Genomic DNA, 18,417 nt, shown 5'->3' on the forward strand with positions numbered 1-18,417 from the left:
TCCAGCGCCCAGCGACTAGCAAATTTACGCCTTCTTCCTACGATAAGTCAACATTGGCTCATTCTTCGCCGTGTTTCCTTTATCTCAGGCCAATAGGACGTTGGTCACAAAGGCGTTGCGACGTACATGGATGTACTAGTGCAGACGAAGCGACAGGACGTCGCGTATTTAGCCTTTGAACCTTATGCTCCAAATTTGTACGTCGCTAAACGGGCGCTTGCGCTTTTCTTAGGAGGGGTGAGTATGCGTAACAAAGATTTATCATTCTGGATTTTTTTAGGGCCTGCCTTAATCGGATTAGGCATTGTTGTTTTTATCCCTCTTATTATGGGGATTTTTTACTCATTTACTGATTGGGATGGATTGGAAGTAGGTCAATTTATCGGATTTGAAAATTATGTAAATGCATTTAAAGATAATAGTTTCTTGCCAGCTCTTTGGTTTACGATAAAAATCGCGGTTGTCACAGTCATATTACTAAATGTTCTTGGACTAGGGTTAGCCCTGTTAGTGACAAGACAATTGAAATCAAGCAATATTTTAAGAACTGTTTTTTTCATGCCTAACCTAATTGGTGGACTGATTCTAGGGTTTATTTGGCAGTTTATTTTCGTAAGTGTGTTTAGTGATATTGGGAAATCTCTTGGGATTGAAGCTCTGACTGGCTGGTTGTCAACGACGAACACAGGATTTTGGGGGATTGTGATCCTAACCTGCTGGCAAATGGCTGGTTATATCATGATTATTTATATCGCTTATCTAGAAAGTATTCCACAGGATTTGATTGAAGCCGCCAAAATCGATGGTGCGAATAGCTTTCAACGATTCAAAAATATTACATTTCCACTCGTTGCCCCTGCCTTTACAGTTAGTTTGTTCTTAACTTTATCCAATTCTTTTAAAATTTATGATCAAAACTTGTCACTCACAAATGGAGGACCTTATGATTCTACACAAATGGTGGCAATGGATATTGTCAGAACAGCTTTTACACAAAATGATATGGCACTTGGACAAGCGAAGGCTGTCATTTTCTTTATTATTGTAGCAGTAATTGCCCTTACACAAGTTTATTACAATAAGAAGCGGGAGGTCGACTTATAGTGAAGAGCAGGAAGCGAAATTTATATTTAGTAGAAGCTTTTGGCATTTTGCTCGGATTACTTTGGCTCTCCCCGTTTTACTTGATTTTTGTGAATGCCTTTAAAACCAAAAAGGAAATTTTTACAGATGTTTTAGGATTGCCTACTGAATTGGCAACGGAAAACTTCTCACGTGCTTTCGAGGACCTTGATTTTATTAAATCTTTGGGGAATTCCGTATTAATTACGGTTTGTAGTATCATCATCATTGTTATTTTCTCGTCGATGGCCGGATATGCATTAGCACGTAATAAAAGTAAATTAAGTGGTCTTTTCTTATTAATCTTTGTTGCAGCGATGCTAATTCCATTCCAATCCGTTATGATTCCACTTGTTTCCTTATTTGGAAGTGTGAACATGTTAAATAAAGCTGGATTAATCTTCATGTATTTAGGGTTTGGTTGTAGTCTATCGATTTTCCTCTATCATGGCGCCATGACGGGAATTTCCAAATCGCTTGATGAGGCAGCTGTCATTGATGGTGCTAATCGTTTCCAAATCTTCTGGTATATCATCTTCCCTTTACTGAAACCAATTTCGGTTACAGTTGGGATTCTGAATGTAATTTGGATTTGGAATGACTATTTATTGCCATCCTTAATTTTGGGAGAAGCGAGAGCGACCATCCCCATTAAAATGTTCTTCTTCTTTGGACAGTATACGAAGCAATGGCATTTAGCTTTAGCCGGATTAACCCTTGCGATTATTCCTGTCATCATTGGTTATTTCTTTGCACAAAAACAAATCATCAAAGGTGTGTCTGAAGGAGCCGTAAAATAAAGAGAAGTTCGCAATAAGTGCCCGCAGTTCCGCAATAGGAGCTTGAAGTTGCGCAATGAGGAGAAGAGTTCTGCAAATCAAGCAGGAAGATGCACAAGACGAACTTGCGCAATAAGGCGGGAAAGTAGCGCAATAGAGCAAAAATTTCGAATGAGTATCTGGATTTTGGGCATTCATTAAAAAATTGAGTCGATGTAGATACACAAGTATTCTACAAAGGCTCAATTTTCATATGGATTGTGATGAAATTGGAAAAAGCGAGTAGTATGAAGGAGATTTTAAATGAATAAACATCAACAGGAAATTGCAAAGGCACATTCCCTAATAAATGAAAAAAGTCGGACAGTAAGTCAGGATGATTGGCGTTTGCATTACCATGTTATGCCAGAAGCTAATTGGATGAATGATCCGAATGGTTTCTGTATGTGGAATGGGGAATATCATTTATTTTATCAACATCATCCATACTCCCCTGAATGGGGACCGATGTATTGGGGGCATGTGAAAAGTAAAGATTTAGTTCACTGGGAAAGGTTGCCGATTGCATTAGCTCCTAGCGAATCGTATGACAAGGATGGTTGCTTTTCAGGAAGTGCTATAGAAAAAGATGGAAAATTATATTTGTTTTATACAGGAAATCAATGGACTGGGCCAGATCAAGAGACTGATTTAAAGCAAGTTCAATGTTTGGCAGTGAGTGAAGATGGGATTCATTTTGAAAAAATAAACGAAAATCCAGTCATCGACAAAGCACCCGATGGGGATGTTCACCCTTTTCATTTTCGTGACCCAAAAGTGTGGAAAAAAGGCGACATGTACTATTGTGTCCTCGGTTCGCAAACAAAGAATCGAATGGGACAGGCGCTCCTTTATCAATCCAGCGACTTGATTCATTGGGAATTTGTTAACATACTTGCAAAAGGGCAAGGAAACCAAGGGTATATGTGGGAATGCCCAGATTTATTTCAGCTAGATGACACGGATGTTTTGGTTATGTCCCCACAAGGTGTTCACCCTGAAGGGGATTACTATCATAACCTTCATCAATCTGTAGCCGTAATGGGCCACTTCCATCAAGACAAAGGAAATTTCACCTCTGAAAAATGGCAGATTTTGGACCACGGTTTTGATTTCTATGCCCCACAAACGATGCTAGACGAACAAGGAAGACGGATCGTCATCGCCTGGATGGCCATGTGGGAAAGCGAAATGCCTGAACAAAAGCAAGATTGGGCTGGAGCGATGACCATTCCCTGTATTTTATCGATAGAAAAGGAAAAGTTGAGAATCGATCCGATTCCTGAATTAGCTTCACTACGTTATGATCCGATCCGCTATCAAAAGTTGATCGTGGATCAAAACAAGAAATTAGATGGGGTTCACGGAGATTGCTTAGAAATGAAAGTGTCGATTGATGCGAAAGAGGCAACGAAATTTGGCTTGAATTTACGTATGAATGAAACAGGAACTGAGCGAACTAACCTGACTTATTATGTTGACGAAGAAAAGATCGTACTAGATCGCTCAAAATCGGGTAAAGGACCAGGTGGTGTTCGGAAAGCGCCGCTTGCATTACAGAATGGCAAGCTTCAACTTCATTTGTTTATAGATAAATCTTCAGTAGAAATTTTTATGCAAAATGGAGAAAAAGTCATGAGTGCGCGCATCTACCCGGAGCGTGATTCAACAGGGATTGAATTTTTCTCAGATGCAGCAATAGAAATGATTCAACTTGAAAAATGGTCATTAAAACAAAGTGTTTAAATAAGACAGTAGGTAAGGAGGTCCCCATTAAGTAAAGGTGTGGGGCAGTCCTAAAACAATACGGGGCTAAGAGAGAGGGATAATAAATGAAAAAGTTTTGGTGGAAAGAAGCAGTAGCTTATCAAGTGTATCCGCGTAGTTTTATGGATTCCAATGGTGATGGAATTGGTGACTTACAAGGAATGATTTCGAAATTAGATTATATTCAAGATTTAGGTATTGATGTGATTTGGATTTGCCCAATGTATAAATCGCCAAATGATGATAATGGCTATGATATTAGTGATTATCAAGATATTATGGATGAGTTTGGTACGATGGCTGATTTCGATCAGTTATTAGAAGAAGTACATAAAAGGGGTATGAAGTTAATCATTGATTTAGTGATTAATCATACAAGTGATGAACACCCTTGGTTCATTGAATCTCGTTCTTCAAAAGATAATCCAAAACGAGATTGGTATATTTGGCGCGATGGAAAGGACGGTAAAGAACCGAATAACTGGGAAAGTATTTTCAGTGGATCGGCATGGCAATATGATGAGCAAACGAAACAGTACTATATGCACATCTTTTCAAAAAAGCAGCCAGACTTAAATTGGAGAAATCCGGACGTTCGTCACGCTTTACACGATATGATCAATTGGTGGTTAGACAAAGGCATTGATGGATTTCGTGTAGATGCGATCAGCCATATTAACAAAGAAGAAGGGCTTACGGATATGCCGAATCCAGAGGGATTAAAGTATGTGCCCTCATTTGATAAACATATGAACGTACCTGGAATTCATGAATATCTTCAAGAATTAAAAGAAGAGACATTTTCAAAATACGACATCATGACGGTTGGAGAGGCCAATGGTGTAAAGGTAGAAAATCAAGAAGATTTGTATGAGTGGATCAGTGAAGAAAAAGGAAAGTTTAATATGGTTTTCCAATTTGAACATCTAGATTTATGGAATACAGAAGGGAATACCGATCTTGATATTGTTGGATTGAAAAAAGCTTTAACGAAATGGCAAAAAGCGCTTGAAAATAAAGGTTGGAATGCTTTGTTTATTGAAAATCACGATCAACCGCGCCGAGTTTCCACATGGGGAAATGATCAAGAGTATTGGTATGAAAGTGCGACGGCTTTAGCAACAATGTACTTCCTTATGCAAGGAACGCCCTTTATTTATCAAGGCCAAGAAATTGGAATGACGAATGTGAAGTTTGATTCCATCGAAGATTATAATGATGTAGCGGATAAAAATATGTATCGGATCAAGCGTGAAGAAGGGGTGCCTCATGAGGAAATCATGAAGGGAATTTGGCTTTCTAGTCGTGATAATTCTCGAACACCTATGCAATGGTCAGATGAACCACAAGCAGGTTTTACAACAGGCACTCCATGGTTAGGTGTCAATCCTAATTACAAAACAATCAATGTTGAAAAGCAATTACATGATCAACATTCCATCCTTCATTTTTATAAAAAGATGATCAAGCTTAAAAAGGAACATGAAATCTTTACTTATGGGACTTATGATCTTCTACTACCAGATCATCCGCAAATTTATGCCTATACCCGTACAACGGGGGAGGAAAAAGTCGTGATTCTTGTTAATTTGACAGATCAAACGGCTAATATGAATGAGGATTTACCTTTTGAGGTAACATCTAGCCAATTGTTATTGGCGAATCTTGAAGTAAATGATCATGATGCTGTGAAAAATATAAGTTTAAAACCATTTGAAGCTAGAGTTTATAAAGTGTAAAAGAATGGACAAAGACACGTCGGAGAGGAAGAACGGGAAGCTGCGCCCAAATTCCGCAATATTCGTGCTGAAAACACCATCAGGATTTCTCCCGAAATGACAATTTCCCGGGAAATTCTAGTCCGAAAAAATTCTTTAATCCAAAAATGACCGGCTTTAAAGAGTGAACTTGGAAATAAGAAGGAGCTGTTCAAAAGTCAAAGAACTGGCTTTGAAGGCTCCTTTTTCGTATTTCAATAGATCATTCCAATTTGAATTTCTGATTTCGGGTACGATTCGAACTTAATTGTGACTATCCTGAGCGTTTCCTGCTGATTTCGGTTATGATTCGAACCCAATCGTGACTATCCAGACGGTTTCCGCCTTATTTCGGGCACGATTCAACCATGATTGTTACCACGCTGAGGGTTTCCACCTGATTTTGGGTACGATTCGCCCCCAATCGTGCCTACATTGAGAGTTTCTTGCTGATTTCGGTCACGATTCGAGCTCGATCGTGATCATGATCATGATCGTCCTGAAGGTTTCCACCTATTAAAAAAATATTCATAGAGCTGTCGGATGACCCATTACTTGCTCAAGCATATAAAAACGCTTACTATAAATAGAAGATAAGCTAGCTGCTTTATTTAATAACCGTTTTCAAGGTAGATAAATTCCTTTAAAATAGAAATTCCTACAAATTTGATTATTAAGAAACAGTTGTCAAAAAAGATGAATAACAGGCACAATTCAGGTAAGGGGGAGTGGTTCTATGCAGACTGAATCTTTGCGGAACTTCAGTCAGGTAGTAGGAAGAGTGATGATTTTACAAGCATTATTCATGGTTTTTACAGTACTGGGTTTAGGGATATTTGGCTTTTTTCCGTCTCTTTTGGCTGTAATGGCGGTAGCTAGGCAATATATACGAGAGACAGCGGAACTATCGATAGTAAAAATGTTTTGGCGTTTTTATAAGGAAATGTTTGTAAAAGCAAATGTATTCGGTCTCCCCTTAATGGCGGTTGCTGTGTTATTACTCATCAACATCCAGCATTTTCGGCAAGTAGATGAGGCTTTTAGTCAAGTGCTTATTTATGGATCTTACCTAATTGAAGCCATTTTACTCGTTTTATTTATTCATGGAATACCGTCTATCGTACATATGGAAATCACATTTAAAAATATAGTTAGAGGTTCCTCTATCATTACATTAATTCGTCCTTTTCATACAGTCGCTGTCGCTTTGATGATTATTGCATTGGGCTGGATCGGCTATAAAATTTCTATTATTCTAGCTGTATTTCTCATTGCACCCGTAGCGTATTTATGGATTCAAATTGCATTACATGCTTTTCTTGGATTTGTAACAGAGACGGAGGGATAATAAAAAATGGTATGGAAGCAACTGCCACACTAAAAGCTGTTCCACAGCAAACAATAAAAAGCGCAATTTTCGGTTATTAGCATTTTCATTCTTAAATATTCTACATATTTTGCTCGTCACTTTTTAAAGGATAAACGAAGAAATTGTCGCTAAAAAAGCTTTTAAGTGTGTGCTCAAAAAGGACCAAATCTGCGGTTTTAACGGAGGATCCTTATCCTGATTAACAAGCCTTTGATCGTTACGACGCCCATTAATTAAACAGCGAGAGCACTTGGATAAGGAAGTGGTTATGCCTTTTCCTTTTTTTGGCTGGAGAAAATGTAAGAGTAATACCTATGCGGAAATTCGGTCGATAGCGAGGTTGTTTCCATTGGTGAGTTATAGTGTGACACAAATTAGACAAAATTAATATTGAATTCGCCTTGCAAAGTTTCGTATAATTAAGGATAGGTTTATAGTTTTGAAAAAATGGTCGAAATGTAACTTTTTGTGACAATAGACGTCTATTCTTTAGATAACTGTACTTATGACTCATACATGATCAACGAAGAGGTTGAATCTAAATTTTAAAGGGAAAGGAAATATAAAAAATGCAAAGAGCAAAGCAAAAAAAGAAAAGGACAGGTTTAAAGATATTCCTCTCTGTTCTTTTAATATTGGTATTGGGAATCGTAGGGTATGGATATTCGATTTTTCATAATGTGAATAAAGCTGTAAACACTGTTCATAAACCGATTGATCGTACCCCTGAGGTAAAGAGACCATCTGAGTTATCTTTAAAGAAGAAAGAACCTTTTTCGGTCTTAATGCTTGGGGTAGACGAACGACCTGGTGATAAAGGACGATCTGATACTATGGTTGTGGTGACCGTGAATCCACAAACAAATTCGATGGAAATGTTAAGTATTCCCCGTGACACACGAGTTGAGATTGTTGGGCACGGAACGGTCGACAAAATTAACCATGCCTATGCTTTTGGAGATGTAGAAATGTCGATGAATACAGTGGAGAAATTTCTAGATATTCCCATTGATTACTATATTAAAATGAATATGGATGGATTTAAAGATATCGTCAATGCGGTTGGTGGAATTACCGTAAATAATGACTTGGACTTTTCACAGGGTGGTCACCATTTTGCAAAAGGTAAGCTTGATTTAGACGGAGATGCAGCATTAAGTTATGCTAGAATGCGTAAGCAAGATGCTCGAGGTGACTTCGGAAGACAAATGCGTCAACGTCAAGTGATTGAGGGAGTTATGAATAAAGGAGCGAATATTTCAGCTCTTTGGAAATATGATGATGTGTTAAGAGCGTTGAGTAATAATGTCGAGACAAATTTGTCGATGGATGACATGGTTGATATTCAGAAAAACTATGCCGGTGCCCGTCACAAAATTGAACAATTAGAAATAAAAGGTAGCGGTTCGACCATTGGTGGAGTTTGGTATTATGTAGTTCCAGATGAAGAACGTACAAACATTCAAGCTCATTTAAAAGAACATCTTGGTTTGAGCTAAAAAAGAATGAGGGAAAGGTTTCTTGGGATAGAGGCCTTTCCCTCTTTTTTGTTTTAACGCTGAAGGGCTTTCGAAAATCGGGAAGACGTCTTAAACCAAGTGCCGGGTGCAAGAGAACGGCAATACGCCCGTTATCAAACGGAACAGACGAACGGAAAAGTGGCAATCGAAAAATTATTAAAAACAAGCCCGTTGACAAAAAGTCAGGAACAGTGGTTATTTTCCTTATCATTAAACCATCATTGGAGTAGCCGGGTTAAACTAAAAATTATCCGCCTTGCAAGGACGATATCCGATTTAGAAAATCAAACTAATATTTCAGATGAGGCTATTAAAGAGGCCATTCAACTGAGAAGTGGTTCACTATTTTAATATGAGAAAAGCGGGGCGTGCTAGGCACCCGGAAATTCCCAAAAGATCTTCTTGACTATTTTGATAGAAACGTTTAAATTATAGACGAAGTTTAAAATAAGGGGATGAGATGGATGTCGGAGAAGTTGAAAGTAGCGATTGTTGGTTGTGGCGGAATTGCGAATGGTAAGCACATGCCAAGTTTATCGAAATTAGAGCAGGTTGAAATGGTTGCTTTTTGCGATATTGTTGTGGAAAAAGCGGAAGAAGCGGCTGCTAAATTTGGTGTTGAAGGTGCAAAAGTTTATGAGGACTACAAAGAATTGTTAGCGGATTCGTCCATCGATATTGTACATGTTTGTACACCTAACAGCTCGCATGCTGAAATTTCGATTGCTGCATTGGAATCTGGCAAACATGTAATGTGTGAAAAACCAATGGCGAAAACATCAGAAGAAGCAAAGCAAATGGTTGAAGCAGCTAAACGTACGGGTAAAAAGTTAACAATTGGCTATAATAATCGCTTCAGACCTGACAGCCTTCATTTACATAATGTTTGTACTCGTGGTGATTTGGGTGAGGTTTATTATGCGAAAGCTCATGCAATTCGTCGCCGTGCTGTACCAACTTGGGGTGTTTTCCTTGATGAAGAAAAACAAGGCGGCGGTCCGCTAATTGATATTGGTACTCATGCATTGGACCTTACATTATGGATGATGGACAATTATAAACCAAAAGCGGTGTTGGGAACAACTTATCATAAACTTGGACATATGGAAAACGCTGCAAATGCCTTCGGTCCTTGGGATCCTGAAGAATTTAAGGTAGAAGATTCTGCTTTTGGTTTTATTACAATGGAAAACGGTGCAACGATTGTTTTGGAGTCAAGCTGGGCGCTTAATACATTAGATGTGGATGAAGCGAAGGTTTCTTTAAGTGGGACACTTGCTGGAGCAGATATGAAGGATGGCCTTCGTATTAATGGGGAAGAATTTAGCAGATTGTATACGAAGAAAGTAGATTTAGGTGCTGGTGGCGTTGCATTTTTTGATGGAAAAGCAGAAAACGATTCCGATATTGAAGCACGCCAATGGATTGAGAGTATTATCAATGATACAGAGCCACTTGTAAAACCAGAACAAGCCTTTGTGGTGACACAAATTCTCGAAGCGATTTACGAGTCAGCGAAAACTGGTAAAGCAGTATATTTTGATTAATAGGTCTTCCTACTATTATTCCGATCTATCTAAGGTAGATCGGAATTTTTTCCGTGAAAAAGTGTAAACTTTTATCATTGATGAATGATTAAATCTAAGTTGACATATCCTTACCTGAATTTAAATAAACATATAAGGGAACCCTGCATATTCCGTAGGGTCTTTTCCATTTCCCTTGCAACTAAGGAGTTGAGTCAAAAATGAGAAACAGGTATGATTAATAAAGACAGAGAATCGTAATTTTTAGTGATGAAAATTTAGAAGTGTTAGACATGGACTAGGAGGTATGGAAATGGGTTGGAGAGAGAAATTTTCCCAATGGAAGGAAAACTCAACGCTTGACCACAGGCTAAAGGAACAATTGAAACAGATTGAGCAGGATGAGAAGCAAATAGAGGAAAGTTTTTATAAAGAGTTAGAGTTCGGAACAGGTGGGATGCGTGGAGAGCTCGGTCCTGGAACAAATCGGATGAATATATATACTGTACGTAAAGCGGCAGAAGGGCTAGCGAGATACATAGAAGACCAGGGAGAAGAGGCTAAAAGTCGTGGGGTAGTCATATCTTATGATTGTCGCCATATGTCTCCAGAATTTGCCTTAGAAGTAGCGAAGACGGTTGGGAAACATGGAATACAGGCATATGTTTTTGAGAGTTTGCGGCCTACGCCCTTATTGTCGTTTGCCGTTCGTTATTTGCATGCTTTTGCTGGAGTGATGATTACGGCTAGTCATAATCCACCTGAATACAATGGCCTAAAAGTGTATGGAGAAGATGGGGGACAACTCCCGCCAAAGCCTGCTGATGAGCTTATTCACTATGTGCAGCAAGCAGGTGATGAATTAAACATTGATGTGGCAGATGAAAAACAACTAGAAGAACAAGGTTACCTCACTTTTATTGGGGAAAAGGTAGATCGTGCTTATCAAAAGGCTTTAAAATCCATTCACTTAAATGAAGAAGCCATGCAAAAAGCGGGACAAGATTTGAAAATCGTCTTTACGCCACTTCATGGGACAGCAAATTTCCCTGTGCGTGAAGGACTAAAGGAGTTTGGCTTTAAAAATGTAACGGTTGTGAAGGAGCAGGAATTACCGGATGCAAACTTTTCAACAGTTGCTTCTCCGAATCCTGAGGAACATGCCGCCTTTGAACTGGCCATTCAATACGGGGAAAAATTAGAAGCAGATATTTTGCTAGGTACGGATCCTGATGCCGATCGTCTTGGGGTCGCCGTAAAAAATGATCAAGGGGAGTTTGTCGTTTTAACGGGTAATCAAGTTGGAGCTTTGATGGCTGAGTATATTTTGACCCAAAAGCAACAAAATGGTGACTTACCTGAAAATGGTGTGATCATAAAAACGATTGTCACATCGGAAATAGGTCGAGCGATCGCGGAAAGATTCGGTATTTCTTGCCTCGATACTTTAACTGGATTCAAATTCATTGGCGAGAAAATGAAGGAATATGAGGAAACTAGTGAACATCAATTCCTATTTGGATATGAGGAAAGCTATGGGTATTTAATCGGGGATTTCGTTCGTGATAAAGACGCTGTTCAAGCCGCTATTTTTGCTGCGGAAATTGCTGCATACTACAAAATGCAAGGGAAATCTATTTATGATGGCTTACTTGGAATCTTTGAAAAATATGGGTTTTACCAAGAATCCCTGCAATCTTTAACATTGAAAGGGAAAGAAGGAGCAGTGCAAATCGCTGGCATTTTAGAATTTTTCCGTCAGAACCCTCCACAATCGATTGGGGAAGTGCGCGTAGACGTATTGGAAGATTATGCGATCAGTGAAGCAATGAATCTACAAACAGATGAAAAAAGTCAAATCAACTTACCGAAATCGAATGTGCTTAAATTTAAACTAGAGGATGGCTCATGGTTCTGCCTACGCCCATCAGGCACTGAGCCGAAAATTAAATTTTATTTCGCTGTTAAAGGTGAAACGATGGAAGAAAGTCTTGAAAAACGTGAGAAGTTAGAAGCTGAAGTAATGGGGATTGTGCAAACATTTGTGAAATAAAAAAGAAAAATGGGTTCCGGGGGAGATTTCTTTTGGAACCTGTTTTTTTTGAAGTTCCCTAGTGAATTAGTATACACATCAACTTTTGCGATGAGAATACAAGCATGATACCAGATTTAAGCTGTTCCATGGCAAAAACAAAACAGGCTTGTTTTAACACTGGAACAAGCCTGATTCTAAGAAAGATCAAATGTAGTATTTTAGTGAAATAGATGGTCATTCATTGGTTCAATGTCTTTTTTGAAATTTCCTTGTCATCCATGTAGCTAAGAAGAGAGCGATATTATCAAACGAACTGTGAAGGCGGCACTTTATAATATTTTTTGAAGGCTTTTGAGAAACTGTATGGATCAGAATATCCGAGCATACTTGCGATTTCCTGGATTGAATAATGTCTTTCATACAATAGATTTCGTGCCCGATTCATCTTCAACTGATAGATGTATTGACCAGGTGTAACACCAAGGGCTTGTTTAAAATAATAGATGAAATATTTTTCTGACATTCCCGCTAGCAAAGCAAGATCTTTGATACGTAGTGATTGATGAAGTTGATCTTGTATATAATGAAAGACTGGCTGTAATGTGTCCAAATATATAGTTTGTTTCCGTAGATAAGTATGATATGTAAATTCCCCTCGATATTGTCCAAGCCCATATTGTTCCATGATCTTGGAAATCAGAATAGTAAGACACCCCTTTAATCTGATTCCTGACATAGGGGCGCTCCGTTTATATTGTTCATATGTTTCTAAAAATAGGCGGATTTCCTCTTTAACTAACGTATTTGTAATAACACCTGACAACTGAAAGTTATCCAGTATTCCAAGATGGTCCCCAATTCCCAAATCAAAATGTGTAAAAATAAACCTGCACCCATTCCCAATACTTGTTGCTGTATACGCCACCTTAGGGCTAAAAAGAATAAGATCACCTGCCGAAGCAAGATACACCTCTTCTTCAACACGTATTTCAATTTGTCCCTCTTGAAGGCACCATAAGTCATAATCAAAATGATTTTTACTTTCTATCCAATTTGGGGAATGAACAGCTTCACTGCACCCATTTATTCTAAGCATGACAAGCTCTGAAAGTTCGTTGAAAATATTTAAATTATTTATAGCAACCAACTCCGTACCTTTAGACATAGTTAATATTAATGATTATAACAAAAGGGGATAGATCGTTAAACTCGTTCTTACTATATGACATGAATAGCTTACTAGAATGCATTTTTATTTTTCATTAGTTTTCTATAATTAAAAATAATAAATAGATTGGAGGAGATTCATATTAATCCAAAGGTAGTTGTTTTAGGAGCAGGAAGTTTATTCTTTGGCAGACAATGTATCTGGCAGATGGTTCATTCCGAACATCTAAACAAAGGTACTCTAGCCTTGGTAGATACAAACGAAGAGCGGCTGAATAAGCTTGTAAAGCTAGCCAAAATGGTCGTCCAAGCTAATAAAGTAGATTTGAAGATTGAGGGGTCTGTTGACAGAAGGAAGGTCCTTTATGATGCGGATTTTGTCGTGCTTAGTTTTGCAGAGGACACAGTAAAGTATAGAGGAATAGATTGTGCAGTCTCTGAAAAGTATGGAATTAGAATGTGCTCTGGAGATACAATCGGACCGGGAGGGATTTTCCGGGCGATGAGGGAGCTTCCTGTGATTATGGATTGTGTGCAGGATATTGAACAAATTTGTCCTGATGCATGGGTTATTAATTATATTAATCCATCCACAGTTAATGGAATTGCATTAAAACGTTTTGCGCCAAAGCTAAAGAGTTTTGCACTGTGTGATTCACACCATATGCCACATAAAAAAATCATTTATGCTGAAAGGGCTGGGATAATTGGCGATAAACGTGAGTACACCGAAGAGATAAATCGTCAATTCGATGTACGAATAGCTGGAGTAAACCATTTTACCTGGTTATTAAAAGCAAAGTATGAAGGAAAGGATGTCGTTCCTGCGATAGCCGAATCGATGAAACGATCAGCTGAGACAGAGACAGTAGGGGGCGACACAGGGGCTAAGGCTCTGTTCAATGATAAGATAAGCTACCAGTTGTATGAGATCTTTGGCTATATTCCAACCTGTACTGCCCATACAAAGGAGTATGTCCCTTATTGGCAAGGTCTTGGTAAATTAAAAGATCAAATTCCACCGTTATCCATTTGGGAAACGGAAGATCGCTACAAGCGCCACGAGTATATGTGGACGGAGATTGACAGTTTCCTTAGCGGTGAAACACCTATTGAGGAGTATATGACTAGGTTTGGACCAGACCATGCAACCGATATTATTGAAAATATGGTAGCAGGATTAGATAAACCGTTCTACATCAATACTTTTAACCAAGGGGCGGTAACAAATATGAACAACGATGCATTCCTAGAACTGTTATGTGAGGTTACGATGGATGGGGTGAGACCATTACCAGTTGGTGAGATGCCACGGGGGATTCGTGGTATGCAGGAGCTAGTTTTGGATACACATGAATTGACAGCTGAAGCTGTTGTTGAAGCTGACAGAGAAAAACTCAGAAGGGCCATGATGACTGATCCCTTAGTCAATTCGATTGCAGATGGAGATCAAATCATTGCTGAACTTTTAGAGTTAGAGAAGGATGTAATTCCTGAGCATTGGTACACAAAGAGTGTCGTGTAAACGGAATATTAAAGGAACTATATGGTGTTGGAGCAGCTAGTACAACGTCCAATAGAATATGTAAAGGAAATACAGTTATTTTCCCTATAAAAATAAAAGTTCTAGCCTCCCTTGGGCAAACATACCTAAACCTAGGGAGGGATAGATCCTCCCTAGGTTTAGGAACATTGCTTGTTGAAGGTCCTCTGGGTCTCGGTTAAAACGGCATGCGGACGTGGCGATTTTAATGTTTTTCCCTTTACCACCACTACCGTGGAGCCTCAATTTTCACTCTGTATCCGCTCTTGGAATCCCAAAGTTTGGTGTTCCATCTTCATTCCATTCAATGACTTGGACACGTGCATGACGATTTGGATCATATAATGGATTTCCTTCAATTTCTTTATAGCTTCTTGCGTGGTAGACAAGGATGTCTTGTTGTCCATCTTCAGAAACGGTGAAGCCATTATGACCAGGTCCGTATTGGCCTGTTTCTTCAGACGTTTGGAAAACGGGTTCCGGTGTTTTGATCCAAGATTGAGGATCGAGTAAATCACTATTTTCGTCGGCTGTCAACAATCCCATGCAATAATTGGCATCGGTGGCACTACCTGAGAAGGTCATAAAAATCCGCCCATTCTTTTTGAGGACAGCAGCTCCTTCATTAACGAGATAACCAATTTTCTCCCATTCATATTCAGGTGTCGAGATGCAAACTTGTTCTCCTTTTAAGGTCCAAGGATTTTCCATTTCTGAAATATAAAGATTGGAATTTCCCGGAATATGAGGATCCTTTTGCGCCCAAACATAATAGCGGACTCCTTTATGTTCAAAAGAAGTAGCATCTAACGAAAAGGACTCCCATTGCGTTTTCACTTGTCCTTTTTCCACCCAATCCCCTTCTAGTGGATTAGCAGAAGAATTTTCAAGCACAAACATCCGATGATCAAATAGTCCTTCATTGGTTTCAGATGTATGGGCAGCCGCAAAGTAAATATACCATTTTCCATCAATATAATGAATTTCAGGAGCCCAAATGTTGGCACTCATTGGTCCGGTTTCATGTTTCCACCAAATTGCTTTTTCTTCAGCGTTTGTAAGTCCTTGAATCGTTTTGGAGCGGCGTAAAATAATGCGGTTATATTCAGGTACTGACCCTGTGAAATAATAATAATCATCCGTATGTTTGAAGATCCAAGGATCTGCACGTTGTTCGATTAATGGATTTTTTACTTTGAATGTAGACATGATGTCAACCCCCATATATATTGTGATTTATATTTTTTTTAAAAGTTTCTCTGATTATGATAGACTTTCTATTGGTTTAGCCGTACTAAGCCATACTTTAAAATCTTGACTTGTGGATAACATGCTTATGTCGCAAGTCGACATCTAGCTCCAGCGCCTAGCGACTAGCAAATTTACGCCTTCTTCCTACGATAAGTCAACATCGGCTCATGCTTCGCCGTGTTTCCTTTATCTCGTCAGAAGGCTTTAAATTTGTACGCCGCTAAACAGGCGCTTGCGCTTTTGTTCTCTTTCCGATAGTTTAATGGCTTTATTTTTGGCAAGATAAAGCACAAATGCAATTAAATAGAGGACAAATCCAATGATGTCCATGGTGAAGAGGAGAAAGACTCCCCAACAAGCGATCCAAATCAGTATTTTCGGTTGGATTTCGCCATCTCTCATTTTTCTCGAAATGATAAAATTAATAATCGCCCCTACAAAGATAAGTAGTCCAAACATGACAATCAGCTTTGTGACATGATCAATGACAGTTGTTGTCGCAAAGACATGATCAAGTGTTGTTTCTTCTAAACCTTTGACACCAGTTTTTTTAAACCAAATGGAATAACCGAAAATCGTGATAAGGGCTGTAAACATATTCCAGATAGAGCCTGCAATTAATAGCTTTCTTTCAGCTCCTCTTTTCACGGTACTTCCTCCTTTTGTTTTGAAATCTCATCTATCCCTTGATTCCAGAATTCAGGTTAATCGATTGGACGAAATATTTTTGGGCGAACAAAAACAATAATGTGGGAATAATTGCTAAGATAGCGGATCCCATCAATTGACCGATCATCCGATAATTTCCGTAAATATCTTGCAATAATAAGAGTCCTGCTGTAACCGGCATTTTATCAACATCTGTATAGACGATCACTGGCCATAAGAAATCATTCCATGATCCGGTAAAAGAAAACAATCCACATACAATTAAAACTGGTTTGATCAGTGGTAGGATGATCGAGATAAAGATCCGGAAATCGCTAGCACCATCAACGCGCGCTGATTCATCCAACTCTGTTGGGATACCCTTCATGAATTGGCGCACAAGGAAGATATTTCCCATCCCTGCTAAACCTGGAATGACCATGGCCCAGGCTGTGTTGACCCATCCAAGAGCGTCAATGATTTTATAGGATGGAATCAGGTTGACGACCGCGGGAAAAAAGGAAATACCAAGCAATGTAAAGAAGAGGGCATCTCTTCCTTTAAATTTCAATCTTGAGTAGCCATATCCCGTGATCGATATGACGACAATAACCAAAAGTGTATGCGTTGTTGCGATAAAAATGGAATTCATTAACCAACGCAGGATTGGAGCAGTTGATGTATTTTCAAGTATCGTCACATAGTTATCCACGATCCAGTTAACAGGTAATAATCTAAAACCGCTAGATACAACTTCTGCCTGTGAGCGAAATGAAGTTGTAATCCCAAATAAGATAGGTACCGCCCAAATTAAACAGACAATTATTAGAAATGCGTAGGCAATATATTTAGAGAAATTTCTACTTTTTGACACCTTCTCACACCTTTCTGTTCCCATTACTCATTTCATTAAGCATTTCGGTTCATCACATAATATTGTAGGGCAGAAATGACTAATATGACTAAACCAAGTAGAACCGCCATAGCGGAAGCCATTCCAGCGATAGATTCTCCATGACTAAAGGCAAGTTGGCGAATGTACATCATTAACACGGTTGTGCTCTGCTTTGGACCACCATCCGTCATCATCAACGGTTGACCAAATACATTAAAGGCTCCTGCGGTTGTCATCACAAACGTATAAATTAATGGAAAGCGAATCGATGGCAATGTAATACTAAAAAACTTTCGAATCGCTCCAGCTCCATCTATTTCAGCAGATTCATATAAATCTCGCCCGACACCATTAATCGATGCACGATAAATAATCATATTGCCTCCAACACCACCCCAGACGGTGATGACGATAATGATCAACCAAGCATAAGGTTGGGTGGAAGCCCAAACGGTTTCTGAACCGAAGACATTGCCTGTAATTCCCAACTGCTTATTAAAAATTAAGGACCAAATCAAAGCCGCTGCAGAAATAGAAATAAGACCGGGAATATAAATAATCGACTGGATAAAACTCTTCATTTTCACTTGTTTATGTTCAAGCGCAACAGCGACCATTAAAGGAATGACAATTAATAATGGAACACTCAGGACAACAAAAATGAGTGTGTTTTTTAATCCATTGGTAAATTGAAAATGAAAGGTAGAGTCGGTACTCAATAAAATGGTTTTATAATTTTGTAGCCCGACCCAAACGGGATCATTGATTAAATTCCATTTCGTAAAGGAAGCATATATTCCATAGATAGTTGGTAAAAAAATAAAAACAGCAAATAAAATGACATGGGGACCTACAAAGAAAAGAGGTGACCAATTTATTTTTTTATTCATCGAGATTCCTCCTTGTGTCGAACTGTCCCAAAGAAAATAGGTTTGAAATTCAACTAATGCAGCATCTGTATCTTCACCTCATAGTAGGGGGAGCCCTTCTTTGAAGAAA

The 18,417-nt window shown here is 38.8% G+C and carries 14 protein-coding genes and 1 pseudogene; 10 read left to right on the forward strand and 5 right to left on the reverse strand.

Translation table 11 applies throughout. The annotated features are described in order from the left end of the window. Nucleotides 1-243: 243 nt before the first annotated feature. The 9 genes and pseudogenes from KI363_RS01750 to KI363_RS01790 all read left to right on the forward strand — a co-directional run bounded on the left by KI363_RS01750 (nt 244) and on the right by KI363_RS01790 (nt 11,932). A complete protein-coding gene (locus KI363_RS01750; protein ID WP_212965150.1) occupies nt 244-1,104 on the forward strand; it encodes a carbohydrate ABC transporter permease in 861 nt (286 codons plus the stop codon). Further along, nucleotides 1,104-1,922, forward strand: a complete 819-nt coding sequence (locus KI363_RS01755; protein WP_212965152.1) for a carbohydrate ABC transporter permease — start codon at nt 1,104-1,106, stop codon at nt 1,920-1,922. The genes KI363_RS01750 and KI363_RS01755 overlap by 1 nt, the downstream gene beginning before the upstream one ends. A 282-nt stretch (nt 1,923-2,204) precedes the next feature. Then, nucleotides 2,205-3,686 carry a glycoside hydrolase family 32 protein gene (locus KI363_RS01760; protein WP_212965154.1) on the forward strand — a complete coding sequence of 494 codons (1,482 nt, stop codon included), beginning with the start codon at nt 2,205-2,207 and terminating at the stop codon, nt 3,684-3,686. Nucleotides 3,687-3,772: 86 nt separating this feature from the next. Then, on the forward strand, nt 3,773-5,446 hold the full coding sequence (locus KI363_RS01765) for a glycoside hydrolase family 13 protein (protein WP_212965156.1): 1,674 nt from the start codon (nt 3,773-3,775) through the stop codon (nt 5,444-5,446). A gap of 754 nt (nt 5,447-6,200) precedes the next feature. Continuing rightward, the gene (locus KI363_RS01770) at nt 6,201-6,812 is read left to right on the forward strand and encodes a YesL family protein (protein ID WP_212965158.1); all 612 of its coding nucleotides are present in this window, start codon (nt 6,201-6,203) and stop codon (nt 6,810-6,812) included. 590 nt (nt 6,813-7,402) lie between these two features. After that, nucleotides 7,403-8,332: a polyisoprenyl-teichoic acid--peptidoglycan teichoic acid transferase TagU gene (gene tagU / locus KI363_RS01775; RefSeq protein WP_158323619.1), complete on the forward strand. Its 930-nt coding sequence runs from the start codon at nt 7,403-7,405 to the stop codon at nt 8,330-8,332. Nucleotides 8,333-8,425: 93 nt separating this feature from the next. After that, a pseudogene (locus KI363_RS01780) lies at nt 8,426-8,704 on the forward strand (magnesium chelatase subunit ChlI family protein); the annotation flags it as partial. A 113-nt stretch (nt 8,705-8,817) separates the two neighbouring features. Further along, entirely contained in the window at nt 8,818-9,900 is a 1,083-nt protein-coding gene (locus tag KI363_RS01785) for a Gfo/Idh/MocA family protein (RefSeq protein ID WP_158323618.1), read from the forward strand. Nucleotides 9,901-10,186: 286 nt separating this feature from the next. Then, entirely contained in the window at nt 10,187-11,932 is a 1,746-nt protein-coding gene (locus tag KI363_RS01790; RefSeq protein WP_281414038.1) for a phospho-sugar mutase, read from the forward strand. A 286-nt stretch (nt 11,933-12,218) separates the two neighbouring features. On the opposite strand, the gene KI363_RS01795 is transcribed toward KI363_RS01790, so the two are convergent. Next, complete coding sequence (locus KI363_RS01795; protein ID WP_246516687.1) at nt 12,219-13,061, reverse strand: helix-turn-helix domain-containing protein; 843 nt, start codon at nt 13,059-13,061, stop codon at nt 12,219-12,221. Between the two features lie 147 nt (nt 13,062-13,208). Between KI363_RS01795 and KI363_RS01800 the strand changes: the two genes are divergently transcribed. Next, nucleotides 13,209-14,606: a family 4 glycosyl hydrolase gene (locus KI363_RS01800; RefSeq protein ID WP_212965164.1), complete on the forward strand. Its 1,398-nt coding sequence runs from the start codon at nt 13,209-13,211 to the stop codon at nt 14,604-14,606. Nucleotides 14,607-14,873: 267 nt separating this feature from the next. Here KI363_RS01800 and KI363_RS01805 read toward each other — a convergent pair whose 3' ends face one another. From KI363_RS01805 to KI363_RS01820, 4 genes are all read right to left on the reverse strand, one after another. Beyond that, entirely contained in the window at nt 14,874-15,833 is a 960-nt protein-coding gene (locus KI363_RS01805) for a glycoside hydrolase family 43 protein (protein WP_212965166.1), read from the reverse strand. A 246-nt stretch (nt 15,834-16,079) separates the two neighbouring features. Continuing rightward, on the reverse strand, nt 16,080-16,523 hold the full coding sequence (locus KI363_RS01810) for a hypothetical protein (RefSeq protein WP_246516689.1): 444 nt from the start codon (nt 16,521-16,523) through the stop codon (nt 16,080-16,082). Between the two features lie 31 nt (nt 16,524-16,554). Then, nucleotides 16,555-17,397: a carbohydrate ABC transporter permease gene (locus tag KI363_RS01815; RefSeq protein WP_373306695.1), complete on the reverse strand. Its 843-nt coding sequence runs from the start codon at nt 17,395-17,397 to the stop codon at nt 16,555-16,557. Nucleotides 17,398-17,432: 35 nt separating this feature from the next. Beyond that, complete coding sequence (locus tag KI363_RS01820; RefSeq protein ID WP_158322288.1) at nt 17,433-18,308, reverse strand: carbohydrate ABC transporter permease; 876 nt, start codon at nt 18,306-18,308, stop codon at nt 17,433-17,435. Nucleotides 18,309-18,417: the final 109 nt, after the last annotated feature.

Origin of the sequence: Lederbergia ruris, from assembly GCF_018332955.1 — a bacterium.
Lineage (GTDB): Bacteria > Bacillota > Bacilli > Bacillales > Bacillaceae_C > Lederbergia > Lederbergia ruris.